The sequence below is a fragment of the Gluconacetobacter entanii genome (genome assembly GCF_013155425.1).
In the GTDB taxonomy this organism is placed as follows: Bacteria; Pseudomonadota; Alphaproteobacteria; order Acetobacterales; family Acetobacteraceae; genus Novacetimonas; species Novacetimonas entanii.
Genome location: NZ_JABJWD010000006.1, coordinates 24,271 through 49,336, shown reverse-complemented (window position 1 = coordinate 49,336; position 25,066 = coordinate 24,271). Strand labels below are relative to the sequence as shown.

General features: G+C 65.0%; 22 protein-coding genes and 1 other RNA gene. 9 read left to right on the top strand and 14 right to left on the bottom strand.

The features are described from left to right. Nucleotides 1-3: 3 nt before the first annotated feature. The 5 genes from HNH97_RS01845 to HNH97_RS01825 all read left to right on the top strand — a co-directional run bounded on the left by HNH97_RS01845 (nucleotide 4) and on the right by HNH97_RS01825 (nucleotide 4,121). Nucleotides 4-1,983, top strand: a complete 1,980-nt coding sequence (locus tag HNH97_RS01845) for a heme lyase CcmF/NrfE family subunit (RefSeq protein WP_110912093.1) — start codon at nucleotides 4-6, stop codon at nucleotides 1,981-1,983. Beyond that, nucleotides 1,980-2,558 (top strand): DsbE family thiol:disulfide interchange protein, encoded by a 579-nt coding sequence (locus tag HNH97_RS01840; RefSeq protein ID WP_171789690.1) that lies wholly within the window; start codon nucleotides 1,980-1,982, stop codon nucleotides 2,556-2,558. Before HNH97_RS01845 ends, HNH97_RS01840 begins: the two co-directional genes overlap by 4 nt. Continuing rightward, nucleotides 2,555-3,031 carry a cytochrome c-type biogenesis protein gene (locus HNH97_RS01835; RefSeq protein ID WP_110912091.1) on the top strand — a complete coding sequence of 159 codons (477 nt, stop codon included), beginning with the start codon at nucleotides 2,555-2,557 and terminating at the stop codon, nucleotides 3,029-3,031. The genes HNH97_RS01840 and HNH97_RS01835 overlap by 4 nt, the downstream gene beginning before the upstream one ends. A gap of 7 nt (nucleotides 3,032-3,038) precedes the next feature. Further along, nucleotides 3,039-3,761, top strand: a complete 723-nt coding sequence (ccmI, locus tag HNH97_RS01830) for a c-type cytochrome biogenesis protein CcmI (RefSeq protein ID WP_171789689.1) — start codon at nucleotides 3,039-3,041, stop codon at nucleotides 3,759-3,761. 186 nt (nucleotides 3,762-3,947) lie between these two features. Further along, the gene (locus HNH97_RS01825) at nucleotides 3,948-4,121 is read left to right on the top strand and encodes a DUF1674 domain-containing protein (protein ID WP_171789688.1); all 174 of its coding nucleotides are present in this window, start codon (nucleotides 3,948-3,950) and stop codon (nucleotides 4,119-4,121) included. A 42-nt stretch (nucleotides 4,122-4,163) separates the two neighbouring features. On the opposite strand, the gene HNH97_RS01820 is transcribed toward HNH97_RS01825, so the two are convergent. Next, on the bottom strand, nucleotides 4,164-4,679 hold the full coding sequence (locus tag HNH97_RS01820) for a hypothetical protein (protein WP_110912088.1): 516 nt from the start codon (nucleotides 4,677-4,679) through the stop codon (nucleotides 4,164-4,166). A gap of 42 nt (nucleotides 4,680-4,721) precedes the next feature. Further along, the gene (locus HNH97_RS01815) at nucleotides 4,722-5,891 is read right to left on the bottom strand and encodes a serine hydrolase domain-containing protein (RefSeq protein WP_171789700.1); all 1,170 of its coding nucleotides are present in this window, start codon (nucleotides 5,889-5,891) and stop codon (nucleotides 4,722-4,724) included. A 117-nt stretch (nucleotides 5,892-6,008) separates the two neighbouring features. Here HNH97_RS01815 and HNH97_RS01810 point away from each other — a divergent pair, with 117 nt between their 5' ends. After that, nucleotides 6,009-8,705 carry a M16 family metallopeptidase gene (locus tag HNH97_RS01810; RefSeq protein ID WP_216657487.1) on the top strand — a complete coding sequence of 899 codons (2,697 nt, stop codon included), beginning with the start codon at nucleotides 6,009-6,011 and terminating at the stop codon, nucleotides 8,703-8,705. Between the two features lie 199 nt (nucleotides 8,706-8,904). Here the strand turns inward: HNH97_RS01810 and rpsA are convergent, their stop codons facing one another. After that, nucleotides 8,905-10,620, bottom strand: a complete 1,716-nt coding sequence (gene rpsA / locus HNH97_RS01805) for a 30S ribosomal protein S1 (protein ID WP_110095724.1) — start codon at nucleotides 10,618-10,620, stop codon at nucleotides 8,905-8,907. A 271-nt stretch (nucleotides 10,621-10,891) separates the two neighbouring features. Further along, entirely contained in the window at nucleotides 10,892-11,530 is a 639-nt protein-coding gene (gene cmk / locus HNH97_RS01800; protein WP_171789687.1) for a (d)CMP kinase, read from the bottom strand. 321 nt (nucleotides 11,531-11,851) lie between these two features. On the opposite strand from cmk, the gene HNH97_RS01795 reads away from it, so the two are divergent. Next, nucleotides 11,852-12,184, top strand: a complete 333-nt coding sequence (locus HNH97_RS01795; protein ID WP_110912085.1) for a TIGR02300 family protein — start codon at nucleotides 11,852-11,854, stop codon at nucleotides 12,182-12,184. An 88-nt stretch (nucleotides 12,185-12,272) separates the two neighbouring features. Here the strand turns inward: HNH97_RS01795 and HNH97_RS01790 are convergent, their stop codons facing one another. The 9 genes from HNH97_RS01790 to HNH97_RS01750 all read right to left on the bottom strand — a co-directional run bounded on the left by HNH97_RS01790 (nucleotide 12,273) and on the right by HNH97_RS01750 (nucleotide 20,830). Beyond that, nucleotides 12,273-12,680, bottom strand: a complete 408-nt coding sequence (locus HNH97_RS01790) for a dihydroneopterin aldolase (protein WP_171789686.1) — start codon at nucleotides 12,678-12,680, stop codon at nucleotides 12,273-12,275. Nucleotides 12,681-12,687: 7 nt separating this feature from the next. After that, complete coding sequence (locus HNH97_RS01785; protein WP_171789685.1) at nucleotides 12,688-13,488, bottom strand: SDR family oxidoreductase; 801 nt, start codon at nucleotides 13,486-13,488, stop codon at nucleotides 12,688-12,690. After that, complete coding sequence (gene recR / locus HNH97_RS01780) at nucleotides 13,485-14,078, bottom strand: recombination mediator RecR (RefSeq protein WP_167400254.1); 594 nt, start codon at nucleotides 14,076-14,078, stop codon at nucleotides 13,485-13,487. Before recR ends, HNH97_RS01785 begins: the two co-directional genes overlap by 4 nt. A gap of 22 nt (nucleotides 14,079-14,100) precedes the next feature. After that, a complete protein-coding gene (locus tag HNH97_RS01775; protein WP_110095718.1) occupies nucleotides 14,101-14,424 on the bottom strand; it encodes a YbaB/EbfC family nucleoid-associated protein in 324 nt (107 codons plus the stop codon). Nucleotides 14,425-14,450: 26 nt separating this feature from the next. Further along, on the bottom strand, nucleotides 14,451-16,460 hold the full coding sequence (locus HNH97_RS01770; RefSeq protein ID WP_171789684.1) for a DNA polymerase III subunit gamma/tau: 2,010 nt from the start codon (nucleotides 16,458-16,460) through the stop codon (nucleotides 14,451-14,453). 72 nt (nucleotides 16,461-16,532) lie between these two features. After that, nucleotides 16,533-16,629, bottom strand: an RNA gene (ffs, locus tag HNH97_RS01765) — signal recognition particle sRNA small type. Nucleotides 16,630-16,696: 67 nt separating this feature from the next. Continuing rightward, on the bottom strand, nucleotides 16,697-18,499 hold the full coding sequence (gene ggt / locus HNH97_RS01760) for a gamma-glutamyltransferase (RefSeq protein ID WP_171789683.1): 1,803 nt from the start codon (nucleotides 18,497-18,499) through the stop codon (nucleotides 16,697-16,699). A gap of 199 nt (nucleotides 18,500-18,698) precedes the next feature. Further along, nucleotides 18,699-19,508 (bottom strand): type I methionyl aminopeptidase, encoded by an 810-nt coding sequence (gene map, locus HNH97_RS01755; RefSeq protein ID WP_171789682.1) that lies wholly within the window; start codon nucleotides 19,506-19,508, stop codon nucleotides 18,699-18,701. A 164-nt stretch (nucleotides 19,509-19,672) separates the two neighbouring features. Continuing rightward, nucleotides 19,673-20,830, bottom strand: a complete 1,158-nt coding sequence (locus tag HNH97_RS01750; RefSeq protein ID WP_321200896.1) for a D-alanyl-D-alanine carboxypeptidase family protein — start codon at nucleotides 20,828-20,830, stop codon at nucleotides 19,673-19,675. 345 nt (nucleotides 20,831-21,175) lie between these two features. Here HNH97_RS01750 and clpS point away from each other — a divergent pair, with 345 nt between their 5' ends. Beyond that, entirely contained in the window at nucleotides 21,176-21,544 is a 369-nt protein-coding gene (clpS, locus tag HNH97_RS01745; RefSeq protein ID WP_110912078.1) for an ATP-dependent Clp protease adapter ClpS, read from the top strand. A 158-nt stretch (nucleotides 21,545-21,702) separates the two neighbouring features. After that, entirely contained in the window at nucleotides 21,703-24,042 is a 2,340-nt protein-coding gene (clpA, locus tag HNH97_RS01740; RefSeq protein ID WP_171789681.1) for an ATP-dependent Clp protease ATP-binding subunit ClpA, read from the top strand. A 316-nt stretch (nucleotides 24,043-24,358) separates the two neighbouring features. Here clpA and HNH97_RS01735 read toward each other — a convergent pair whose 3' ends face one another. Beyond that, nucleotides 24,359-24,943, bottom strand: coding sequence for a YqgE/AlgH family protein (locus HNH97_RS01735; protein WP_110912206.1), 585 nt, complete (start codon nucleotides 24,941-24,943; stop codon nucleotides 24,359-24,361). Nucleotides 24,944-25,066: the final 123 nt, after the last annotated feature.

The window sequence follows — 25,066 nt, the reverse complement described above, 5'->3', positions numbered from 1 at the left end:
GCCATGAATCCGGAACTTGGAAACTTTGCCCTGGCGCTGGCCTGCGGGATCGCCGCCGGGCAGGCCATCCTGCCCCTGATCGGCGCGCAACGCCGTGATCCACGCCTGATGGCGCTGGCGCCCGCGCTGGCGGTGGGGCAGATGCTGTGCCTGATCACGTCGTTCGCCTGCCTGATCCATGCGGCGATCACCAACGATTTCTCGGTCCAGAACGTCGCGGCCAACAGCGCGGTGGACAAGCCGCTGCTGTACAAGATCACCGGCGTATGGGGCAACCATGAGGGATCGGTCCTGCTGTGGGCGATGATCCTGTCGATCTGTGGTGGTGCGGTCGCCCTGTTCGGGCGCAACCTGCCGTCGGCCCTACAGGCGCGCGTGATCGCGGTGCTGGGCGGGGTGGCGGCCGGGTTCGAACTGTTCTGCCTGCTGACCTCCAACCCGTTTGCGCGCGTCTGGCCCGCGCCAATGGACGGGCAGGGCATGAACCCGCTGCTGCAGGATCCCGGCCTCGCGTTCCATCCGCCCATCCTCTACACCGGCTATGTCGGCTTTGCCGTGCCGTTCGCCTTCGCCATCGCCGCCCTGATCGAGGGGCGGGTCGATGCCGCATGGGGCCGGTGGGTGCGGCCGTGGGCGGTTGCGGCATGGTGCTTTTTGACCTGCGGTATCGCGCTGGGGTCGTGGTGGTCGTACTATGTGCTGGGCTGGGGCGGTTACTGGTTCTGGGACCCGGTGGAAAATGCCTCGCTCATCCCGTGGCTGACGGGCACCGCGCTGGTGCATTCGGCCATTGTCGTGGAAAAGCGCGAGGGGCTGAAGATCTGGACGGTGCTGCTGGCGATCGGCACGTTCTCCTTCTCCCTGTCGGGCACGTTCCTCGTGCGTTCGGGCATCCTCAATTCCGTGCATGCGTTCGCCAACGACCCGGCGCGCGGCATCTTCATCCTCGGGCTGCTGGCGCTGGTCATCGGCGGCTCGCTGCTGCTGTTCGCCATGCGCGCGCCGCAACTGACGACCGGCGGCCTGTTCGCCCCTGTCTCGCGCGAGGGGCTGCTGGTGCTCAACAACATCCTGCTGTGCTCGATCTGCGCCGTGGTGCTGACGGGGACGATGTACCCGCCCTTCATGTCGCTGCTGTTCGGCAAGACGATTTCGGTGGGCAAGCCGTTCTTTGACGCGACGACCATCCCGCTGGCGATCCCGCTGATGGCGTTCATGGGCTTTGGCCCGATGATGCCGTGGAAGCGCGCGCATATGTGGCCGGTCCTGCGCCGCCTGTGGTGGGCGGCGGCGGTGTCGCTGGTCGCACTGGTGATCGCCATGGTGCGCATGCGCGACATCCTGCCGATCCTGGCCACCGGCATGGCGGTGTGGGTCATCGCCAGCAGCGCCACCGACATCGTCGAACGCCTGCGCCTGTTCCGACAGCCGCTGTCCGCCAGCCTGCAGCGTGCGCGCAGCCTGCCGCGCGCGGTGTTTGGCGCGGCACTGGCGCATGCGGGCGTGGGGATCACGGTCCTTGGCCTGGCCGGGATGTCGCAGGCCAGCCACCGCATTGTCGAGGTGCATATCGGCCAGACCGAGATGCTGGCCGGTGACGCATGGACCCTGACGGACGTGCGCAATGCGAAGGGACCGAATTACGACGCCATGATCGCGACGATCGAGGTACGCCACAATGGCCGCCTGGTCACGACGCTGCATCCGGCCAAGCGGACTTTCGCCAGCCAGCACCAGACCACGACCGAGGTCGCGATCCATACCAACCTGATTTCCGATACCTATGGCGTGCTGGGGGACAAACATGGGACGGATGCCGACCCGACCTATGTCCTGCGCCTGCACCACAACCCGCTGGCGCCGTGGATGTGGCTGGGCGGACTGGTCATGGCCATCGGCGGCGCGCTGTCGCTGTCGGACCGGCGGGTGCGCGTGGGCGCGCCGCGCCGGGCACGCGCGGCAAACATGGTGACACCGGCATGAACGACAACACCCCTCCCTCCTCCCCCACGCGGCGGCGGCTTCTGATGGCGACTCCCCTTGTCCTTGCCGGGGCGACGGGGGTTGCCTTCTGGCGGATGCTGTCGGGCATGTCGCACGGATCCTTTGACCCGCATGACATCCATGCCCCGGTGCTGGACAAGCCGGTGCCGGACTTCACCCTGCCGGACCAGCCCCCGTCACAGGGATTTGGCGCCGCCGACCTGCGTGCGCTCAAGATGCCGGTGCTGGTCAATTACTTCGCGTCATGGTGCATCCCGTGCGTCGCGGAAATGCCGACCCTGAACGTGCTGAAGGCGCAGGTGCCGATCTGGGGCATCGCGTACAAGGACAAGCCTGAACATGCCCTGGGCTTTGTGGAGCGCGCGGGCAATCCCTATGCCCGCATCGCCGCCGACCGTGATGGGCTGGCGGCGATCGACTGGGGCGTGTCGGGCGTGCCGGAAACCTTCCTGATCGGGCCGGGGGGCATCATCCGCTGGCATACCGCCGCCCCGATTACCGAAGAACTGATCCGCACGACCATCCTGCCCCTCGTGGACCGCCTGAAACAATGACCGTCCGTATCCTGCGACGCGCGCTGATTGCGCTGACCCTGTGCCTTGCGCTGCTGCCGCTGGTGGCTGGCGCGGTGGATGACCCGTCCGAAATGCTGCCCGACCCGGCGCAGGAACAGCGCGCCGAGGCCATTGGCGCGCAACTGCGCTGCCTTGTCTGCCAGAACGAATCGATCGAGGACAGCAGCGCCGACCTTGCGCGTGACCTGCGCCATGTGGTGCGCGAACATGTGGCCAAGGGCGAAAGCAACAAGCAGGTCATGGACTGGATGGTGGCGCGTTATGGCAACTTCATCCGCCTGCGCCCGCCGCTGACCACGGGCACGCTGCTGTTGTGGCTGATGCCGGTTCTGGCGCTGCTGGTGGGGGTTGCGGTCGCGCTGCGTGCCTTCCGCCGGCCCCGGACATCCTCCCCCCCGCCCCTGACCGACGCCGAGCGCGCGCGGTTGGCCGACCTGACCCGACCGCGCTGAGAAAATAATGATCTGGATTGGTATCTTCCTGCTCAGCGTAATCGCGCTGCTGCCCTGCCTCATCTCGTTCCGCAGGACGACATTGCTGCGTGATGAACGTGAAAGCGCCTTTGAACTGCATCAGGCGCAGATGGTCGAACTTGACCGTGACCTGGCCGAAGGGCTGATTGCGCCCACCGAACATGACAGCGCACGGCTGGAGATCCAGCGTCGCCTGCTGGGTTCGGACAACATGGCGGTGCCGCCCGCGCGCCATGGCGCATCCACGCTGGCGATCTCGGCGGCGCTGCTTGCGCTGCCACTGGCGTCGGTGGGGCTTTACCTGACCTGCGGCCATCCCTCCATGCCCGCGATGCCGCTGGCCCCGCGCCTTGCGGCGGCGGACAAGGCGGACCACCGCAATGACGACCTGATCAACCGCCTGCGCGACAGCCTGCAGCACATGCCCGCCGATGACCCGAGCCGATTCCAGGGCTATGTCCTGCTGGGTCAGGCGGAAGCCGCGCGCGACCATTACGCCGCGGCAGCACAGGCATGGCGCGAAGCCATCGCCAGCAGGTTCGAGCCCGAACTCGCCGCCCGCGCGGCGGAGGCGCAGACAATGGCCGATGGCGGCCATATCTCCCCCGAAACGGCGGACCTGTACCGGCGTGCGCTGGATGCGGCCCCGGCGGACGCACCATGGCGCATGGCCGTCCAGCAGCGCATCGCGCAGTCAGAGCATCAGTAAAAGCCAAATCAAAAAGTTTTTGGTGAAGCTTTTTTCAAAAAGCTTCAAAGACGCCGCCTTTTTGAAAAAGGCGGCACCCAAAAACTTTTATCTTTCTACCAAGGGTTACAGCACCCGGTTTCAGGACACCGCGATCACGTCCTTTTGCCCTTGCCCGCCACCGCGATTGGACCGACACTTTGTCCCATGAGCGACAAAGACACCCATCCCGAACCCCTGACATCCGAAAGGGCGCTGGAAGAAGCGGACAAGGTCCGCCTGAAGCAGCCTGCCGAACCGAACGAGCGTGGCGGCCCCAAGGGACCGGAACCCACCCGTTACAATGACTGGACCGTCAAGGGACGCTGCATCGACTTCTGATGCGTCGGCCGGCGCGTCATCTGGTGACGCGCGATGGCCCCGTCAGGTTTCGTTGGGCTGGAACCCACGGCCAAAGCCCTGCCGCGCACGCTGGCGCGGTGGCGGCATGTGGCATGAAATCAGGTAGATCCCGGCAACGAACACGATCTGCGACAGGGAATTGAACCACAGCGCCAGTTCATAGGCGCGCTCCGCCGTCACGGCCTGATAGATCGCATACATCGCGAACGGGACGGAAATCGGGCGCATCCCCGCCAGCATCCCGCGCAGGGGATTGAGATATCCCGGCCGCACCATGCCGCGCATGCGGTGGATGCCGATATAGAAGATGACCTCGAAACACCATCCCAGCATGTTGGTCACGACATTGCTGAACGACATGCCCTCCAGCATCAGCAGGGCGGAAATCGACACGGCCGACAGCACGATGGAGCCGACCTGAAAGCTCATCCCCAGTTCCATTGCCGGCAGGCGTTCAGGCAGGGCATCGGCAAAAGGCTGGAATACCCGATCGAGCAGCCATGCATCGAACTGGTTGACGCGATCACCAAAAGACATTGCACTTCCCGTAACAGTCGAATTGCCATCCGCCGCGTACGCTCATACCCCGTACACCGCCCGCACCACCGCATCGGGATATGCACCGGCCATCCCCGCAAGCGCCGTGTTGCTCAGCATCACGATGGAAATACCCCGCGCGCGGTCCACCGTCCACTGATGGCCATAAACCCCGCCCCACGTAAAGCTGCCGGGCGAAAGCGGCGTCCGCGCCTGGACCGGGTCCACCACGACCGCCCCGCCAAAGCCGAAGCGACGCCCGCGATTGAGCGGCCCCATCGCCACGTCCCCCACTGCGTTCGCCCCGAAACGCCGCGCCGATTGCGGCGACAGGAGGGGACCGCCATCACGGCGCACGGCCTCAAGGAACGTCAGGATATCCTCCGCCGTGCCAACCATCCCTGCCCCACCCGAAGGGTAGGAGGCGGGATTGCGCACACGATCGGGCACGAAATGGATGTCCGAGACCCCGCCACCGGGCAGCAGGCGCGACAGGCGGTAATCCGCGGGCATGCGCACCGGCGCGGGACGCCCGTCGGCATAACAGGTCGCAAGCACCATGTCCGCAGGGGCATGGAACCCGGTCTGCGCCCATCCACCCAGCCTGTCGCCGATATGGCGTTGCACCAGATCCGGCAGGGACGCATTTCCCGCCTGCTCCAGCACGCCCCCCATGACATCCAGCCCCAGCGAGTACGCCCACCCCGTCCCCGGCACGAAGGTCAGCGGCACCTGCGCCAGACGCCGCAGGTTTTCATGCAGCGACAGGCCGGGTTCAGCCAGTCCATCGGAAACCCCGGCACGCGCATACGGGTTGTCGTCACGCGGGAACTGGAACCCGTAGGACAGGCCGCTGGTGTGGCTGAGGAGCTGGTGCAGCGGGATTTCCACCGCTCCGCCATTGGGCAGGACGGGGCGGAAGAACGGCAGGTAGCGTGACACCGGGGCGTCCAGGTCCACCTGCCCGCGTTCGGCCATCGCAAGGGCCAGCGCGGTCACGACCGGCTTTGTGACGGAGGCCAGCCGGAAACACGTATCCACGCGCATCGGGGCTGCGGATTCGCGATCCTCCATCCCCGCCGCATGGCGCAACACGACCCGCCCGTCGCGGGCGACCATCACCACGGCCCCCACCACGCGCCCGCTGGCGACAGCCTCATCCACGACACGCACCACGCGGGCGGGCATGGCGTCGGTCTGTTCCTGTGTCATCATGATGCTCTTTCGCGTATATTCGGCACCTTTCATGACATAGGCCATATCGCCCCGCCCACGCAAAGGGCGGACGGGAACTGGCCCCCCCGCGCAAAGCGGCGTAACCTGTCACGCATGAACAAACGCCTGTTTCCCACGTTGTTTTCCCTCCTCATGGCGGGCAGCAGCCTTCTGTCCACACCGGGATGGACAGCATCCGCCCCATCGCCAGCCCCCGCCACGCCCGCGCAGGCCGGGGCCGAAGCGCCAGTGCGCACGACGCTGCCCAATGGCATGCGCATCATCATCGTGCCCGACCGGCTTGCCCCCGTCGTCACGACGGAGATGAACTACCTCGTCGGGTCGGCCGCCGCACCGCGCGGTTTCCCCGGCACGGCGCACGCGCTGGAACACATGATGTTCCGTGGCAGCAAGGGACTCGACAAGGACCAGCTTTCGGCCATCGGCGCGCGGATGGGCGGCAATTACAACGCGGACACCACGGAAAACACGACGCAGTTCTTCTATACCGCGCCGGCCGAAGACCTCGACATCGCACTGCGGATCGAGGCGCTGCGCATGAACGGCCTGACCCTTTCGGAGGCCGACTGGAAACGCGAACGCGGCGCGATCGAGCAGGAAGTCTCCCGCGATCTCTCCAGCCCCGGTTACCAGTACCTTTCGCGCCTGCAGTCGATCCTGTTCGCGCATACGCCCTATGAACATGACGCGCTGGGTACGCGCGCATCGTTCGACCATACGGATGCGGCGATGCTGCGCCGGTTCTATCGCGACTGGTATGCGCCCAATAACGCCATCCTGATCATCACCGGCAATATCGATGCCGACCAGGCGCTGGCCCATGCCCGCGACATCTTCTCCCCCCTGCCCGCGCGCGCCCTGCCGGCACGCCCGATCATCGAACCGGGCGCGGTGCAGCCGCAACTGCTGCATTTCCCGACCGATTATCCCATCGGGCTGGTCGCGATCGCCAGCCGCATGCCCGGGCAGCGCGCGCGCGACTATGCCACGGCACAGATCCTGTCGGACGTGCTCTCCAGCCAGCGCGGCGCGCTTTACGACCTTGTGCCCGAAGGCAAGGCGCTGCTGACCGGGTTTGATTACGCGCCCAAGGCGGATGCGGGAATCGGCATTGCACTGGCCGCCTTCCCGGCGGGCAAGGATCCGTCGGCGCTGTTGCAGACGCTGCGTGACACGCTGGCGTCGCTGCGGGCGCATGGCGTGCCGTCGGACCTGGTGGATGCCGCGCGGCGCAAGGAACTGGCGCAGCTTGGCTATGCCGCGAACAGCATTTCCGGACTGGCGGAAAGCTGGTCCGAGGCGGTGGCGGTCATGGGACTCGATTCGCCTGACGCACTGGCCAGTGCCTATGCCAGCGTCACGCCGGAAGACGTGAACCGCCTTGCCCGGCAGGTGCTCGACCCCGCGCAGGCCGTGACCGCCATCCTGACGCCGCGCTCCTCCGGCCATCCCGTGGCGGGCAAGGGATTTGGCGGCTCCGAATCCTTTGCCGCCCCGCCGGACCATCCGGTGGTCCTGCCGCAATGGGCGCAAAAGGACCTGATGACGCTGGCGCCGCCCACGCCCACCCCGGCACCAGCCAGCTATATCCTGCCCAACGGGTTGCACCTGATCGTACGACCCGCCCATGTCAGCCATACCGTCAGCGTGTATGGCGTGGTGCGCCAGAACTCCGACATGCAGGAACCCGTGGGACAGGAAGGCATCGCCGATATCACGGATGAACTGTTCCATTACGGCACCACGACCCATGACCGCGTCAGCTTCCAGAAAGCGCTTGATGATATCGCCGCGACCGAAAGCGCGGGATCGGAGTTCAGCCTGAACGTGCTGACGCAGGACTTTGAAAAGGGCCTGCGGCTGCTGGCGAACAACGAACTGCACCCCGCCTTCCCCGAAAAGGCGTTCGAGGTGGTGCGCATGAACACGGCGTCCTCGCTGGCGGGCCTGCTGCAGTCGCCGGATTACCTGGTGGGACGCGCGGTGAAATCCGCGATCTCCCCGCCGCATGACCCGTCGCTACGGCAGGCGGACCCGGCGCAGGTCATGAAGCTGACGCTCGCGGAATGTCGCGCCTTCTATAATGCGGCCTATCGCCCGGACCTGACGACCATTGTCATTACCGGCGACATTGCCCCGCAAAAGGCATTGCAGGCCGTGCGCGCGACATTCGGCGCATGGCGCGCAACCGGCCCCGCCCCCGTGGTGGACCTGCCGCCGCGTCCCGACAGCCATGCCTCCGTCGCCCGCGTACCGGACCAGTCCAGCGTGCAGGACAGCGTGACCCTGGCCGAAAGCCTTGGGCTGACGGCGCGTGATCCCGACCATTTCGCCCTGACACTGGGGAACGAGGCACTGGGCGACGGGTTCTCCTCGCGCCTCTATCGTGACCTGCGGGTCCGCACGGGATATGTCTATACCGTGCGCAGCCATCTGGCGTGGCACCGGCAGCGCGCGGCCTATACCATCACGTTCGGGGCCGACCCGTCGAAGGTCGCGCCCGCGCGTGACGCGGCGCTGCGCGACGTGGCCGACATGCAGGCCCATCCGCTGGGCGAGGATGAACTGACGATGGCCAAGGCCAGCCTGCTGCATGGCCTGTCGCTGCAACAGGCCAGTCTGGATTCGATTGCCGCGACCTACCTGCATCTCAGCAGCCTTGGCCTGCCGCTCGATAACGGGAATACGGCTGCCAATGCCTATTACAACATGACGGCGCAGGACGTGCAGAACGCCTTTGCCCGCTGGCTGCGTCCCGCCGACATGGCCGAGATCATCAAGGGACCGTAGGGGATTGATAACGTCAAAGGTTCTTGGGTGCCGCCTTTTTTTAAAAAGGCGGTGTCTTTGAAGCTTTTTGAAAAAAGCTTCACCAAAAACTTCTTCATGATTCAGGTCTGTCGAACATGACGGACAATAAAAAAGGCGGCACCAGAAGGTACCGCCCTTTTCGTATTCCCCACCCCGAAGGGCAGGGAACGGAACAATATCAGCTCTCGGCGTTACGACGACGGATCGCCGCACCAAGGATATCGCCCAGCGACGCGCCGCTGTCGGACGAGCCGTATTCGTTGATCGCCTGCTTGTCTTCCTCGACCTCACGGCCGCGGATCGTCAGCGCCAGCTTGCGGGCCGCACGGTCAACAGACACGATCTTCGCATCGACGCGTTCGCCAACCGCGAAACGCTCCGGACGCTGGTCGGCCTTGTCGCGGGCCAGTTCGGCGCGACGGATGAAGCCCGTCAGCACGTCGTCAACCTTGACCTCGATGCCATTGGACTGGACCGCGGTCACGATGCAGGTCACGATCGCACCCTTCTGCACCTTGCTCAGGGTGTCGGCCGCCGGATCTTCATGCAGCTGCTTGATGCCAAGCGAGATGCGTTCCTTTTCCACATCCACGTCCAGGACCTTGGCCTTGACGACCTGACCCTTTTCGTAATGCGTCATGGCGACTTCGCCCGGCTCGTCCCACGACAGGTCGGACATGTGGACCATGCCGTCGATGTCCGCGGACAGGCCGATGAACAGGCCGAATTCGGTGATGTTGCGGATCTCGCCTTCCACCACGGAACCAACCTTGTGTTCCTCGGCAAACTGCTCCCACGGGTTGCGCTGGACCTGCTTCAGGCCAAGCGAGATGCGGCGCTTCGCGCTGTCCACATCCAGGACCATGACGTCGACTTCCTGCGAAGTGGCGACGATCTTGCCCGGATGGACGTTCTTCTTCGTCCAGGACATTTCGGAAACGTGCACCAGGCCTTCGACGCCCGGCTCCAGCTCCACGAACGCACCGTAGTCGGTGATGTTCGTGACGCGACCGGTGTAGCGGGCACCCGGCGGATACTTGATCGCCACGTTCTCCCACGGATCGGCCTCAAGCTGCTTCATGCCCAGCGAGATGCGCTGCGTATCGGGGTTGAAGCGGATGACCTGCACGCGGACCGGCTGACCGATCTGCAGGGCCTCGGACGGGTGGTTGATGCGCTTCCACGCGATGTCCGTGACATGCAGCAGGCCGTCAACGCCGCCGAGGTCAACGAACGCACCGTAATCGGTGATGTTCTTGACCACGCCGTCGAGGATCATGCCTTCCTTCAGGCCCTGGATCAGTTCGCTGCGCTGTTCCGCACGCGTCTCCTCGAGGACGGCGCGACGCGACACGACGATGTTGCCACGCGCACGGTCCATCTTCAGGATCTGGAACGGCTGCGGCACACCCATCAGCGGGGTGACGTCGCGCACGGGGCGGATGTCAACCTGGCTGCCGGGCAGGAACGCCATCGCGCCACCAAGGTCAACCGTAAAGCCACCCTTGACGCGGCCATAGATCGTACCGTTGACGCGCTGGTTGCCTTCGAACGCCTTTTCAAGGTTCGTCCACGCTTCCTCGCGCCGCGCCTTTTCACGCGACAGCACGATGGAACCGTCACGGTCCTCGTAACGCTCGACGAACAGTTCGATGACATCACCCGGCTTCACGTCGGGGGTCACGCCCGGCGGGCCGAATTCCTTGAGGGCGACACGCCCTTCGCTCTTGAGGCCGACATCGACGATCGCGAATTCGTCCGTCAGGCGGACGACGCGACCCGTAACGACGGAACCGTCAAATGCGCTATCGCGGCCCAGGGTCTCTTCGAGAAGGGCGGCGAAGTCCTCGCCACCCGCGTATTCGGCGGTAGGCTGTGTTGTGGCTGAAGCCATGAGTTACTTGTAAATCCCGTATCCGGCCGGACCCATGGGGAGGGCCGGAAAATCCTGCGCCCCGCTTCATGATCCTGCATGACCCTGATCGGAACGTCTTGTCCGGCTGCGATCCATGACACGGTCATGGCATGCCTGACGACCAACACAAACACGCGTCGCGCCCCCACGGATGGCGACACGACAACATTTCCAAGCACAGACACCCTCTGACCCGTCCGTGTCAATAAAAACGTAAGGGACAGCGCGAAAAACCGCCCACAAATGCGTGTCAGCGCGTCATGTCCGCCACAATGCGCAGCGCCTCGGCCAGGACTTCGTCCGCGCTCATGTCATCGGTCTCGATATGGATGGCGTCGGGGGCCGCGCGCAGCGGCGCCGCCGCGCGGGAGGAATCGGCCGCGTCGCGTGCCTGCAGTTCCTGCGCCACGCGCGCGATCTGCGCCTCGCGGTCGGGGGCGTCGGGGTCCGTGGCCATCTGTTCCCACCGCCGCCGCGCACGCGCGCCAAGCGACGCGGTCACGAACAGTTTTACCCGGGCGTCGGGAAAGATCACGGTGCCGATGTCACGCCCGTCAAGGACCGCGCCATGGCGGGCGGCAAAGTCGCGCTGTATCCCCACAAGGATGCGCCGCACCGTGGGCTGCGACGCGACAAGGCTTGCGGCGCGGTCCACCTGCGGGACACGCAGGTCGGTGCGCGACAGGTCCCCCAGCGTGACCAGCCGGGCCTGCGCATCCGCCGGCGAAGCCGGGTCCAGGCCCGCATCGAGCATGCGCCGCCCCGTCGCGCGATACAGCAGCCCGGTATCGAGGTACGGCAGGTCCAGCGCGCGCGCCAGCCGCTGCGCAAGCGTTCCCTTGCCCGCTGCCGCCGGTCCGTCAACGGCAATGACCAGTGGCGCGGTCATGCCACCATCCCCACGTCACGCCCGCCCCGGGGGGCGCGCGACAGCGACGGACGGGACAGCGGGCGGCCATGGACACGGGCTACCACGCCCCGGGACGGTGATGGGCGGGACGGTAACATCTGGGCAGTTTTCATACCGTTCCAATTCCGAATTCCTGCGCCGGGTGTCAATCCGATATTGACACAAAAACATCCCCTCCCCCATTGCATGGAGCGCATCGTTTGACATACGCCGAACAAACTGGCATGGGGCTGCGCCCTTTTGCCACATCGCGACGGTGGCTTTATTTCCTTTGCACAGAACAGGATCGACAGGTTCAAGATGGCCCAGCCCAACCTCGGCACCAAGCGCGTCTGTGTCTCCTGCAGCGCCCGCTTTTATGACCTGAACAAGAATCCGGCAGTCTGCCCGAAATGCGGCGCGGAACAGCCGGTGGAACTGCCGCGCGTGCGGCGTCCGGTGGAACCGGCCGCACCCGAGTCCGCCAAGAAGACGGCCCCCGACGATCTTGATCCCGATACGGATCTCGATACCGATGCCGACACGGATGATGTGATGGAAGATGAAGTCGGCCTGGACGATGACGACGACGATGATGACATCAGCAGCGCCGACATCGACCTGAAGACCGACAAGGAAGACCACGACAACTGACACCCCCGCCCCGGCGGCGATGCCGCCGGTGGCATCGCCCGCACGGGCCTGCCCGCGATGCGCGACATGACGCCGCATCCCGTCCCCGTCAGGGGACGGGATGCGGGCTGCGGCGTTCGATTTCCACGCCTACGGCCCGTGCATCGGCGAAGATATCCAGCTTCTCCACCCGAATCCGCGCCACGCGAATCCGCGCATCGGCCAGCATCCCCGCCGCGATCCGTTCGGCCAGCGTCTCCACCAGTTGCACATGGCCCTGACGCACAAGGTCGCGCACCAGCAGCACGACATCCTCGTAAGAAACCGTGCGGTCGAGTTCATCCACCCCGACATCCAGCCCCGGCATGTCCGCAACGCCGAAGGCAACATTGACGCAGATACGCTGCGTCACGCCCTGCTCATGCGCGAAAACGCCGATATTGGCCTCCAGCAGCAGGTCACGCACGAAAACGCAGCGCAGCGGTGGCTGGTCCGGCCATGGGGGGAACACCGACATGCGTGGCTCAGGCTCCGGTTGCAGGGTTGGGCCGTGCGGGCGACCATTGCAGGTGCTGCCCGCCATCAAGGGCCAGCATCTGCCCCGTGACGGACGGCATGCACAGCAGCGACAGCGCAGCGTGCGCGACTTCTTCTACCCCCGCCCCGTATCCCAGCGGCACGGACGCGCATTGCCGTGCGAACTGCGCCGCACTCTGCCGTGGCGTCGGCAGGACGGGACCCGGCCCGATGGCGTTGACCCGGATCCCATGGGGGGCAAGGGCCAGCGCCATGCTCTGCGTCAGGGACCATAACGCCGCCTTGGAGACGGTATAGCTGACGAAATGCGGGGTCAGTGACCAGACCCGCTCGTCCAGCATGTTCAGCACCATGCCCTGCCGTCCCTCGGGCATCTGCCGTGCAAAATCCTGCATCAGGACGAAGGGCGCGCGCAGGTTGGGCTCCATATGGGCATCCCATCCCTCCCGCGTCGCACTGTCCCATTCATCCCGTTCAAAGACGCTGGCATTATTGACCAGGACGCCCACGGTCCCGAATGCGTCGCCCACGCGCGGCAGCAGGGTGCGGGCCTCATCCTCGCGCGACAGGTCGGCGCGCAGCACGCATCCCCTGCGCCCGAGCGCCGTGATATCGGCCAGTGTGCGCCGGGCCGCGTCCGCGCTGTGATTGTAATGGATGGCGATGTCAAAGCCGTTGCGCGCCAGTTCCAGCGCAATGGCGCGCCCAAGCCGCGCGGCCCCGCCAGTCACCAGCGCCACCCGTGCGATCCCCGGCGGGACGGGCCAGCTTATTCCCGGCGCGGTCATGCCGGGCGTCGCGCCATCAGGGCAGCGGCCAGCGTGCCATCATCAAGCACATCGAGCGCACCGCCCACAGGCACCCCCTGCCCCACACGGCTGATGGGTACGTGGAATCGCAGCAGGCTGTCATGCAGCCAGTGCATGGTCGTCGCCCCATCGACCGTGGTGCCCAGCGCAAGGATGACCTCCCGCACGCCCCCGGCCTCCAGCCGTGCATAAAGCGGGGCGACATTGAGATCGTCAGGCCCGACCCCGTCGAGCGCCGACAGCGTCCCGCCAAGCACCTGATAGACGCCGCGATGGACGCCCGCGCGTTCCAGCGCCCACAGGTCGCCCACATTTTCAACCACACAGACCAGCCCGTGGTCACGGGCCGGATCCGCGCAGATCGAACAGGGATCGCAGGTATCAAGGTTGCCGCACGACGAACAGGTCCGCACCGCGCGCGCCGCCTGTTCCATCGCCTGCGCCAGCGGCAGCATGCGGGTATGCGGCTGGCGCAGCATGGCAAGGGCGGCGCGACGGGCCGAACGGGGGCCAAGCCCCGGCAATCGCCCCAGAAGGGTAATCAGCCGCTCGATCTCCGCGCCGCCCATCACACAGGCTCCCGGTTCGGGCTCAGAACGGGAACTTCATGCCGCCGGGCAGGTTCAGGCCGCCGGTCACCTTCTTCATTTCCTCGCTCGCCGTGGCGTCAAGCTTCGTGCGCGCGTCGCTGCACGCCGCAAGGATCAGGTCCTGCAGCATGTCCATTTCCTCCGGATCGGCCAGCTTGGGGTCGATGCGGATCGCCTTCATGTCACCCTTGCCGTTCAGGGTGACCTGCACCATCCCCGCGCCGGAGCTTCCCTCGATCACCATGGATTCGAGCTTGGCCTGCATTTCTTCCATGCGGGCCTGCATCTGCGTGGCCTGCTTCATCAGGCCGGCAAGATTTTTCATGTTCTGTCTTCTCCTTTGGGCGTCAGTCAGTCGTCGGTCGGCAGATCGTCTTCATCCACCAGTTCGGCATCCAGTGGCGCGAATTCCAGATCCGGGGCCAGCATGGCTGGTGTGATCTCTTCGGGCGGAAGGCCGTAATCGTCAAGCGCATGGTCCGTCACCTGACCCAGGCGCGCGGACGGGAACGCAGCCATCACCGCCTGCACCAGCGGATGCGAGGCCGCATCGGCACGATGAAGCTGGATGATCTCCGCCCCCTGTTCGGCAAGCGTGGGTTCGCCTTCCTCTGTGGAGGTGCGGATCTGCCACGACGCATCACCCGTCTCGTTGCGCAGCAGGGTTTCCAGCCGCCGCGCAAGCCCGGGCATTGCCGCCGCATCCACCCGGATGCGGATTTCAGGCGCGGCAAACGCCACCAGATGCGTCGAATGGCGCAGATGCCCGTGCAGCATCGCATCGCGCCCCGACACAAAGGCCACGACCTCGCGCCATGTGCGCAGGCGTGGCGGTTCGGGGATCACGGGGTCGGCCGCGGCAGGCGCCCCCGCCACGGCATCGACGCGCACGCCACCGTTGGCCACCATGCGCAGGGCCGGGCCACCCGACGGCGCGGCCGTTCCCGCCTGTGGCGCGCCAGTCCGGGCTATGCCAGCGTGGGATGTGGCCGCCTGCGTACCACCTCCCCCATTCGGGGGGGCGGAAATGGTTGCAGCCTGCGCCGTGTCACCGCCGGCCCCGCCTTCGACCACCTGCCGCACAAGGTCGCCCGGCGGCGGCAGGTCCGCGACGTAACACATGCGGATCAGCACCATTTCGGCGGCCTGCCTGCGGTCGGGCGCATGTTCGACCTCGCCCTGCCCCTTGAGCAGCATCTGCCATGTGCGTCCCAGCACGGGGACGGACACGCGCTCCGCAATGGCCATGCAGCGTTCGCGCTCCATCTGCGGCATGTCGGAACTGTCGCGCAGGTGCGGCACCGCCTTGAGGCGGGAGACCGAATGGATCAGCTCCAGCACATCCGCCAGCATGACCCCGAGGTCCGCGCCACGGGCGAAGACCTCGTCCGTGATGGCCAGGGCCTGGTCCGGCCGCCCGGCCAGCACGGCGTCGAGCAGGTCGAACACCATGCCCCGGTCGGCCTGCCCCAGCATGCTGCTGACCAGTGTGGCGTCGATCGGCTTGCCGTCACCCTGCCCTTCACCATCGAGCGTCCCCTGCGCGATGGCCTGGTCCAGCAGCGACAGGCCATCACGCACCGACCCGTCCGCCGCGCGCGCGATCAGCGCCAGCGCATCGGGCGCGAAACGCACGCCCTCCTCCGTCGCGACCCGGTCGAAATGCGCGGCAAGCATGTCCTGCGGCACGCGGCGCAGGTCAAAGGTCTGGCAGCGCGACAGCACCGTTACCGGCACCTTGCGCAGTTCGGTGGTGGCAAAGATGAACGTCACCTGCGACGGTGGCTCCTCCAGCGTCTTGAGCAGCGCGTTGAACGCGTTGCGCGACAGCATGTGGACCTCATCGATGATGAAGACTTTCATGCGTCCCTGGATGGGGCGGAAATGCGTGGAGTCGATGATCTCGCGCACGTCATCCACGCCGGTGCGGGAGGCGGCGTCCATTTCCATGACGTCGGGATGACGGTCGGCAAGGATCGCGACACAGTTGGGACAGACCCCGCACGGATCGGCGGTCGGCCCGCCCTGCCCGTCCGGGCCGGTGCAGTTGAGCGCGCGCGCGATGATCCGCGCCGTCGTCGTCTTGCCCACGCCGCGCACGCCCGTCAGCATGAAGGCATGCGCGACACGGCCCAGCGCAAAGGCGTTGCGCAGGATCCGCACCGTGGTGTCCTGGCCGATCAGGTCATCGAATGTGGTGGGACGGTATTTGCGCGCCAGCACGCGATAGGGCGCCGCATTCTGCGTCACGGCGGGGGCGGCGGATGGGGGGGCATCGCCAAACAGGCCGGGGCCATCATCCACGGGCGGGGACGGCAGACCTTCCTCCCCGGAACGATCCTGATCCGAAGAAGCGTTCATTGATGCATCCGGCCTTGGTGAATGGTGCGCGCTGCATCCTGCATCGCAGGGTGGCAGGGACTGGATTCAGGGGTGGAAGACCGGACACATAACCCGAGCGAAACTCACTGCGGCTGCTTCCTTCCGGACCTGACCGGGTTGGCAAGGTACCCGTCTACGGCCGATCTTCCACGGACTTCATAACACATACACCCCGGTGCGGCACAAGGGGCTTTGTACGAAAAAAGCCCCCGCCATCATTCGCCCACGGCGGCGCTGGTGCTGTGGCGGCGGTCCGCCCCACCGTAATAGCGGTCGGCCCCCGGTGTATTCAGGCTTGGCCCGCCAACAAGGATCCCCTCTGCCACGCCCCAGTGCGGATAGGCCTTGAAGCTGTAGCCCTCATGCTGGAGCTTCGCGATGACACCGGGCGTCAGCGCGCCGGCTTCCACCTGCACGGGTTCGGGCTGCCACTGTTCATGGATGCGCGGCAGGTCCACGGCATGCTGGATGTCCAGACCGTAATCGATCACGCCCAGCACGGATGCCAGCACGATGGTGGGAATCCGCGACCCGCCGGGGCTGCCGATCACCATGACCGGCTTCCCGTCACGGGAAATGACGGTGGGCGTCATGGATGACAGCGGTGTCTTGCCCGGCGCGATCTCGTTCGCCTTGCTGCCGATGATCCCGAACATGTTGGGCGCGCCCGGACGGGTGGAGAAATCGTCCATTTCGTCATTCATGAACACGCCTGTCCGCCCCGCGACCATGCCCGCGCCGAACCATCCGTTGAGCGTATAGGTCACCGCGACCGCATTGCCGTCACGGTCCATCACGGAATAATGCGTGGTCTCCTGCCCTTCGTTCCCGGCGACACCTGGGCGCACGGCGGCAGACGGAACCGCGCGGGCGTTGGGAATGGCGGCGCGGATCTGGCGCGCGTAATTCACATCGAGCAGATGATCGACCGGGTTCGACACGAACGCCGGATCCCCCAGGTCCTGCCGGTCGGCATAGGCATGGCGCATGGCCTCGACCTCACGCTGCACGGCGGGGACGGTATAAAGGCCGAGGCGATGCATGTCATAGCCGGACAGGATGTTCAGCATCTCGCACAGCGCAACGCCACCACCGCTCGGCGGGGGGGCGGTGTCGATGTGATAGCCCCGGTAATCGCATGTCAGGGTCGGCAGGATGCGCGGCCTGTATCCCGACAGGTCGGCGCGCGTCAGCAGGCCGCCCCCCTTGCGACTGGCGCGCACGATCTCACGCGCGGTCTTGCCCGCGTAGAATCCGTCGGTCCCCTTGCGCGAAATCCGTTCCAGCACGCGGGCCAGTTCAGGCTGCACCAGCCTGTCCCCCACCTGCAGTCCGCTGCCGTCATGATGCAGGAAGGACCGGCGCGCCACGGGATCGCGGCGGAAGTCGTCATTGCCATGCGAAATCAGTTCCACATCGCCCGGCACAAGGACGAACCCATCACGCGCCAGCGCGATGGCGGGCGCCATCACCTGCTGGCGCGACAGATGGCCCCAGCGCTGCCGGGCGAGCTCCAGTCCCGCGACGGTGCCGGGAATCGCCACGGCCTTCCACCCCTTGGTCGAAAGCCCGGGGATGACGTTCCCCTTCGCATCCTGGAACATCGTCGCCGTCGCGGCACCGGGCGCATGTTCGCGGAAATCGAGGAACACCGCAGGCCCGTTCGCAGGCCGCAGGGTCATAAACCCACCGCCACCCAGGTTCCCCGCCGCCGGATAGACCACGGCCAGCGCATATCCCACGGCCACGGCGGCATCCACGGCATTGCCACCTTCATGCAGGATGCGCGCGCCCACCTGCGACGCCAGCGTCTGGGCGGAGACGACCATCCCCTCGTGCCCGCCCACGGGCGGGGCCGACGCCACTGGTACGGACGTGCCGCCGAACGCCAGCGGATCATCCTGCACCGCCGCCGGCGCGACAGCAGCATACGCCACCCCATCCGACAGCAGCAGCATGCCCGCCAGCAGCAGGCCACCGGCCCGGCGGGATGGGGAACGACGCAGACCAGCAACCATTTTCATTTTCCTGACAGGCAATGACATGCCACGTTTTTTCCAAAAAACTGATAAAAAGAAAATAGATACGATACTGAAATTATAAAAGTTTCCGGTGACGCTTTTTCCAAAAAGCCTCAGGGACGCCGCCCTTTTCAGGACAGAGGCGACGCCCTGGAACTTTTATTGTTTTTTATCAAAGCCCTGCCAGAGAAATCATTTACCCGGCAATATTGTAAGGCGGCTTGTTCAGCCCTGCGGGAGAGTAGGTGAAGACCTCGCACCCGTCCTCCGTCACGCCCATCATGTGCTCGAACTGCGCCGACAGGGAACGGTCGCGCGTCACGGCGGTCCAGCCATCGCCAAGGATCTTCACATCCGGGCGGCCGATATTGAGCATCGGTTCAATGGTGAAGAACATGCCCGGACGCAGGACGACGCCATGCCCCGGACGGCCATAATGCAGCACGTTTGGCGCGGCGTGGAAGGTCCGGCCGATACCGTGGCCGCAGAAGTCGCGCACGACGGAAAAGCGCCGTTCCTCCGCATAGGTCTGGATCACATGACCCACATCCCCAAGCGTGGCGCCCGGGCGCACTGCCTTAATGGCCAGCATCAGCGATTCATAGGTGGCGTCGATCAGGTTCTGCGCCTTCTTCGACGGCGTGCCCACCGTGTACATACGACTGGTATCGCCAAACCAGCCATCAAGGATGACGGTCACGTCGATATTGAGGATATCGCCTTCCTTGAGCACCTTGTCGCCGGGGATGCCGTGGCAGACGACATGGTTGATGGAAATGCAGCTTGCCTTTTCATACCCGCGATAGCCGATCGTGGCGGACACGCCACCATGCGCCACCATGAAGGCATGGATACGCTCATCCAGTTCGCCGGTCGTCACACCCGCCTGCACATATGGCGTAATCATGTCGAGCGTCCGTGCCGCAAGCTGTCCCGCCGCCCGCATGCCGACAAAATCCTCGGGGGAGTGCAGGACGATCGCGCCCTCGTTCATGTCGCCATCCATGCCGATATTCCTTCAGTCGCTAGTCATCGCGTAATCACATCCACGCGCCCGCGCCCGCCGGGACAGGTTCCCGGCGCCACGGCCCGATGGATGCGATGCCATCCCATGAACGGCGACAGGTTCTATACCCCCATCGGCGCGCCGTGTCAGCGGCCGAGGCGGATCTAGCTGCGCGTCTTGGCCTTTGTGGTGGCGACGCGATGCGCCTGCCCCATCCCCACAAGATGGACGTGCGCATGCGTAGTGGCGGCATGGGTGTGCGACGTCGCGGCATGCGAGACCGCATGGACGGCGGCCGGATTCGTCCCGTGCCGCAGTCGCGCATAGGACAGCGGAATCGACGCATCGGCGACCTGTTCAGGCCCGTCCATGCGATAGCGCGAACTCGCCAGCATGAGGCGACCGCGCCCGGATACCGCGCGGTGGCGTGCGGCAAGGGCATTGCGCGCAAGGACAAGCGGACGCTGGACCGGGGCGATTCCCTCCGCCTTGAAACTGTCGTCGAGCAGGTCGGCCATCACCTCGTTACGCTCCGCGTTCGACGAGGCACCCATGACCACCCCGATCAGGCGGACATTGTCGCGCACGGCGGAGGTGACAAGGTTATGCCCGGCAACGGCGGTGTAACCGGTCTTGAGCCCGTCCGCCCCCGGATAGGACTGGAGCATCGGGTCATGGTTGGGCACGTACCGGCCCCGGAAATAGAAGGCGGGGACCGCGAAATAATGGTAATATTCGCTGAAATCGAGGGCGATATGCCGCGCAAGCGTCGCAAGGTCACGCGCGGAGGTCATCTGCTCCTCATTCGGCAGGCCCGACGCATTGCGGAACGACGTATCGTTCATCGACAGGCGCGCGGCCTGCTGCGTCATGATCTGCGCGAAGGTTTCCTCGCTCCCCGCGCCAAGGAATTCGCCCAGCGCACAGGCCGCGTCATTGGCCGATTTCGTCACGAGGGCAAGGATCGCCTCCTCCACCGTCAAATAGCTGCCCGGACGCAGGCCAAGCTTCGACGGTTCCATGGAGGCGGCATGCGCGCTGACGGGCACCACCTGGTCCAGCGTGATGCGCCCCGCCCTGAGCGCCTTGAACGTCAGGTAGAGGGTCATCAGTTTCGTCAGGCTGGCGGGATAGCGGCGCAGGCTGGCATTGGACTGCGACAGGACGGCCCCGGTGCGGGCATCCATGACGATGGAACTGATCTGTCCCACATATTGGGCACGGGCCTGCCCCGCCCCGCCAAACAGCCCCGCGATCAGGCCGCCCGCTACCAGCAGTGAAACCTTCACCCTGGTGCCGCGTGCAGTGAAAAGACGCTTCAGACGACGGGGAAAAGGGGACATGCGGTGATTATCATCCAGTGCGGGACCGGGTGAACATCCCCGCGGTCGCCATCATATGACAATTAATTCTGCGCCATCCTAGACATCGGAACGCACCGGCGTCCAGAGCGGAATTGCGAAAAATGGCTGAAACCGCATGCAACTTTATATTGCCGGGCCATATGCCCCGTCCCCCGCCGCCACACGAAACCGAGAGGAGGTGAAAAAATGATGCCCCATAATGCCGCCTGCCCCTTTCAACAGGGAACAGAGTTCCAATATGGTAGGATCATGTCCGTCACACGCCTGCCCTCCCCTGTCGCCCAAGCCCCGCACCATCGCGGCATGCGCCTGCCTGCGCATGCACATGGCGGAAACACCCCGCCGCGTCGGCCCGACGGCGACAGCGGCAATGACGACGGACTGGCGGGCGTTGTCATCCGCACCCGGCCGCAGACCCGCAAGCCGGCGATGTACAAGGTCCTGATGCTCAATGACGACTACACCCCGATGGAGTTTGTCGTCCACGTGCTGGAACGGTTCTTCCAGAAATCGCGGGAGGAGGCGACGGACATCATGCTGCATGTCCACAAGCGCGGCGTCGGTGTCTGTGGCGTCTTTACCTACGAAGTTGCTGAAACGAAGGTCACGCAGGTCATGGACCTCGCACGCCAGAACCAGCATCCCCTGCAGTGCACGATCGAAAAGGACTGAGGCCACGATCAGGCATTTTCCCACCTTTGCATTCTTTCATGCGGATTTATGCAAATTTCCTCTGGCATTCCCCCCGCAACGGGACAAAGATCGGAGTGATTGTCCGGTCATGATCCCCGGGGCCGCAATGGCCCCCTTTGGAAAAGGAGCGTCTCGGCATGTTGTCACGTAATCTGGAACAGACGCTTCATCGTGCGCTGACACTCGCCAGCGAACGGCGGCATGAATATGCCACCCTCGAACATCTTCTCCTCTCCCTCATCGACGATCCCGACGCGGTCACGGTCTTTCGCGCCTGCGGCGTCGACCTCGACAAGCTGCGCCACGACCTGACGGAATTCCTCGACAAGGACCTTGCCGGCCTGGCGTCCGACCGCACCGTCGATCCCAAGCCGACTGCCGCGTTCCAGCGCGTGATCCAGCGCGCCGCGATCCATGTGCAGTCCACCGGCCGCGACGAGGTGACGGGCGCGAACGTCCTTGTCGCCCTGTTCGCCGAACGCGAAAGCCATGCCGTCTATTTCCTGCAACTGCAGGACATGACGCGCCTTGATGCCGTCAACTTCATCTCCCACGGGATCGCCAAGGCGCCGGAGCGTTCGACGCGCCGGCCGGTCGCGGGCACGCCCTCCGAAGGGCCCGACCCGGAGCGCGAGGAAGCCGGCAAGGGACGGCAGAAGAACCAGGACGCGCTGTCGACCTACTGCACCAACCTCAACGACAAGGCGAGCGAGGGCAAGATCGACCCGCTGATCGGCCGCGACTCGGAAATCGAGCGCACGATCCAGATCCTGTGCCGCCGCACGAAAAACAACCCGCTGTATGTGGGCGATCCCGGCGTGGGCAAGACCGCGATCGCAGAAGGACTGGCCAAGCGGATCGTCGAGGGCGACGTGCCGGAGGTGCTGCTCAACTCCACGATCTACTCGCTCGACATGGGCGCGCTGCTCGCGGGGACGCGCTATCGCGGTGATTTCGAGGAACGGCTGAAGGCGGTCGTGACCGAACTCGACAACAACCCCGGCAGCATCCTGTTCATCGACGAAATACACACCGTCATCGGTGCGGGTGCGACGTCGGGCGGGGCGATGGATGCGTCGAACCTGCTGAAGCCCGCGCTGGCGGCAGGCACGCTGCGCTGCATCGGGTCCACGACATACAAGGAATACCGCCAGCATTTCGAAAAGGACCGCGCGCTGGTGCGCCGGTTCCAGAAGATCGACGTGGCGGAGCCTTCCATCGACGACGCGGTGAAGATCCTGCGTGGCCTGAAGGTCAATTACGAAAAGCACCACAAGGTCCGCTATACCGACGACGCGATCCGTGGCGCGGTGGAACTGGCGGCGAAATACATCCATGACCGCAAGCTGCCGGACAAGGCCATCGACGTCATTGACGAGGTCGGCGCGTCGCGCATGCTGGTGCCTGAAAACCGCCGTCGCAAGACCGTCACCCTGAAGGATGTCGAGGACATCGTCGCCAAGATCGCCCGCATCCCGCCCAAGAGCGTGTCGTCGGACGACAAGGAGACGCTGCGTTCCCTCGAACGTGACCTCAAGGGCATGGTCTATGGGCAGGACAAGGCGATCGAGGCGCTGACGGCGGCGATCAAGCTGTCGCGTGCGGGCCTGCGCGATGCGGAGAAGCCGATTGGCAACTACCTGTTCTCCGGCCCGACGGGCGTGGGCAAGACCGAAGTGGCGAAGCAGCTGGCCAGCACGCTGGGCATCGAACTGATCCGCTTCGACATGTCGGAATACATGGAGCGTCATTCGATCTCGCGCCTGATCGGTGCGCCGCCGGGCTATGTCGGCTTTGATCAGGGCGGCCTGCTGACCGATGCCATCGACCAGCACCCGCATGCGGTCCTGCTGCTTGACGAGATCGAGAAGGCGCATCCCGACCTGTATAACGTGCTGTTGCAGGTCATGGACCATGGTCGCCTGACGGACCATAACGGCAAGACGGTCGATTTCCGCAATGTCATGCTGATCATGACGACGAATGCGGGGGCCGCGGACCTGAGCAAGGAGGCCATCGGCTTTGCCCGCAACGGGCGTGAGGGCGAGGATGAGGAAGCCATCAAGCGCATCTTCACCCCTGAATTCCGCAACCGCCTCGATGCGATCATTCCCTTTGCCCACCTGTCGCCCGAAGTGGTGGACCGCGTGGTGGAGAAGTTCATCTTCCAGCTTGAAGCCCAACTGGCGGATCGCAACGTGATGATCGAGATTTCGTCGGCGGCGAAGGAATGGCTGGCGGAACGTGGTTATGACCGCCTGTATGGCGCGCGCCCGCTGGGTCGTGTCATTCAGGAAAACATCAAGAAGCCGCTGGCCGAGGAACTGCTGTTCGGCAAGCTGGTCAAGGGTGGGGTCGTCAAGATCTCGCTCAAGGATGGCAAGCTGGACTTCGACTACATCTCCCACGATCCGTCGTCCTCGGCGACGGAAGGGGATGAAGGCGATAACGAGAAAGAGTCCGAAGCGGCGGACTGATATCCGGCCGTTCAGGACGGAGAAACCGGGAACAGGGGTCGGAAACGGCCCCTGTTTTCGTATTGGTGAGGGTTCGGGGCAAAGCCCCTGAAACACGCCCGGCCTCAACAGGGAGCGTAATCCCCGCGCCCTGATCCACTCAAAAGTAGTGGTTTCCAAAGGACCGCGCCCTTTGGTGGGGGTTCGGGGGCAAAGCCCCTGAATGTGCACCGCAGTCGGCGCATGAAACATCCGATCCCTGCCCGGACCCGGCAGGGATCGGGATCCCTGCACCCTGAGTTATTTTAAAGTAATGGTCTCGCCGCTGCTTTTTTTCCTATGCGTTTCCGCTATCGGAACTGAACCATGCGGGATCAAGGTTCACGCTGGCCAGTGCCTGCCGCCATTTGCCGGAATGATCGGGGCTGAAGACGATCTGTTCCGTCGCGGGGGCGGAGACCCATGCGTTATGGCGCAGTATTTCGTCTTCCAGTTGACCGGCCTCCCAGCTTGCATGCCCCATCGCCAGCAGCGCATGCTGCGGTCCTGCCCCATCGGCGATCACCCGCAATATGTCCAGGCTGGCGGTCAGGATGGTGCTGTCATTGACGGCCATGCTGCCATTGCCTTCCCAATCGGCGGAATGCAGGACAAAGCCGCGTGAACTGTCCACCGGGCCACCCGCGCACAGGCCGATCCGACGCCGCGGGGGCACCGGGGCCACGCCAAGCTGCTCCAGCACATCGTCAAGCATGGGTTGCGACAGGCGACGGTTCACCACCAGTCCCATCGCCCCGTCTTCGGCCGAATGGGCGCACAGATAGATGACGCTACGCTCAAAGGGCGTATCCATCAGCGCCGGTGTCGCCACCAGCAAATGTCCGGTCAGGTTGTGGCCCGATGTCAGGGATATCTTAGGCATGAGCAAAGGATAGAACCACATCCCCCCCTTTTTGCAACCGTTTCATGCAATCGCTCCCGCCCGGGACAAAACCCGGCCCATCCGCGTTACGAATTTGAATCTGTCACGCAGGACCGTCACACT

Bases quoted from the DNA above. Each gene is read 5' to 3' on its own strand.
- clpS (WP_110912078.1), top strand. From the start codon at position 21,176: ATGCGCCTGCCTGCGCATGCACATGGCGGAAACACCCCGCCGCGTCGG.
- rpsA (WP_110095724.1), bottom strand. From the start codon at position 10,620: ATGGCTTCAGCCACAACACAGCCTACCGCCGAATACGCGGGTGGCGAG.
- HNH97_RS01770 (WP_171789684.1), bottom strand. From the start codon at position 16,460: ATGAACGCTTCTTCGGATCAGGATCGTTCCGGGGAGGAAGGTCTGCCG.
- HNH97_RS01840 (WP_171789690.1), top strand. From the start codon at position 1,980: ATGAACGACAACACCCCTCCCTCCTCCCCCACGCGGCGGCGGCTTCTG.
- map (WP_171789682.1), bottom strand. From the start codon at position 19,508: ATGGATGGCGACATGAACGAGGGCGCGATCGTCCTGCACTCCCCCGAG.
- cmk (WP_171789687.1), bottom strand. From the start codon at position 11,530: ATGACCGCGCCACTGGTCATTGCCGTTGACGGACCGGCGGCAGCGGGC.
- ccmI (WP_171789689.1), top strand. From the start codon at position 3,039: ATGATCTGGATTGGTATCTTCCTGCTCAGCGTAATCGCGCTGCTGCCC.
- HNH97_RS01785 (WP_171789685.1), bottom strand. From the start codon at position 13,488: ATGACCGCGCCGGGAATAAGCTGGCCCGTCCCGCCGGGGATCGCACGG.
- HNH97_RS01845 (WP_110912093.1), top strand. From the start codon at position 4: ATGAATCCGGAACTTGGAAACTTTGCCCTGGCGCTGGCCTGCGGGATC.
- ggt (WP_171789683.1), bottom strand. From the start codon at position 18,499: ATGGTTGCTGGTCTGCGTCGTTCCCCATCCCGCCGGGCCGGTGGCCTG.
- HNH97_RS01815 (WP_171789700.1), bottom strand. From the start codon at position 5,891: ATGACACAGGAACAGACCGACGCCATGCCCGCCCGCGTGGTGCGTGTC.
- HNH97_RS01795 (WP_110912085.1), top strand. From the start codon at position 11,852: ATGGCCCAGCCCAACCTCGGCACCAAGCGCGTCTGTGTCTCCTGCAGC.
- HNH97_RS01820 (WP_110912088.1), bottom strand. From the start codon at position 4,679: ATGTCTTTTGGTGATCGCGTCAACCAGTTCGATGCATGGCTGCTCGAT.
- recR (WP_167400254.1), bottom strand. From the start codon at position 14,078: ATGGGCGGCGCGGAGATCGAGCGGCTGATTACCCTTCTGGGGCGATTG.
- clpA (WP_171789681.1), top strand. From the start codon at position 21,703: ATGTTGTCACGTAATCTGGAACAGACGCTTCATCGTGCGCTGACACTC.
- HNH97_RS01775 (WP_110095718.1), bottom strand. From the start codon at position 14,424: ATGAAAAATCTTGCCGGCCTGATGAAGCAGGCCACGCAGATGCAGGCC.
- HNH97_RS01825 (WP_171789688.1), top strand. From the start codon at position 3,948: ATGAGCGACAAAGACACCCATCCCGAACCCCTGACATCCGAAAGGGCG.
- HNH97_RS01835 (WP_110912091.1), top strand. From the start codon at position 2,555: ATGACCGTCCGTATCCTGCGACGCGCGCTGATTGCGCTGACCCTGTGC.
- HNH97_RS01790 (WP_171789686.1), bottom strand. From the start codon at position 12,680: ATGTCGGTGTTCCCCCCATGGCCGGACCAGCCACCGCTGCGCTGCGTT.
- HNH97_RS01735 (WP_110912206.1), bottom strand. From the start codon at position 24,943: ATGCCTAAGATATCCCTGACATCGGGCCACAACCTGACCGGACATTTG.
- HNH97_RS01810 (WP_216657487.1), top strand. From the start codon at position 6,009: ATGAACAAACGCCTGTTTCCCACGTTGTTTTCCCTCCTCATGGCGGGC.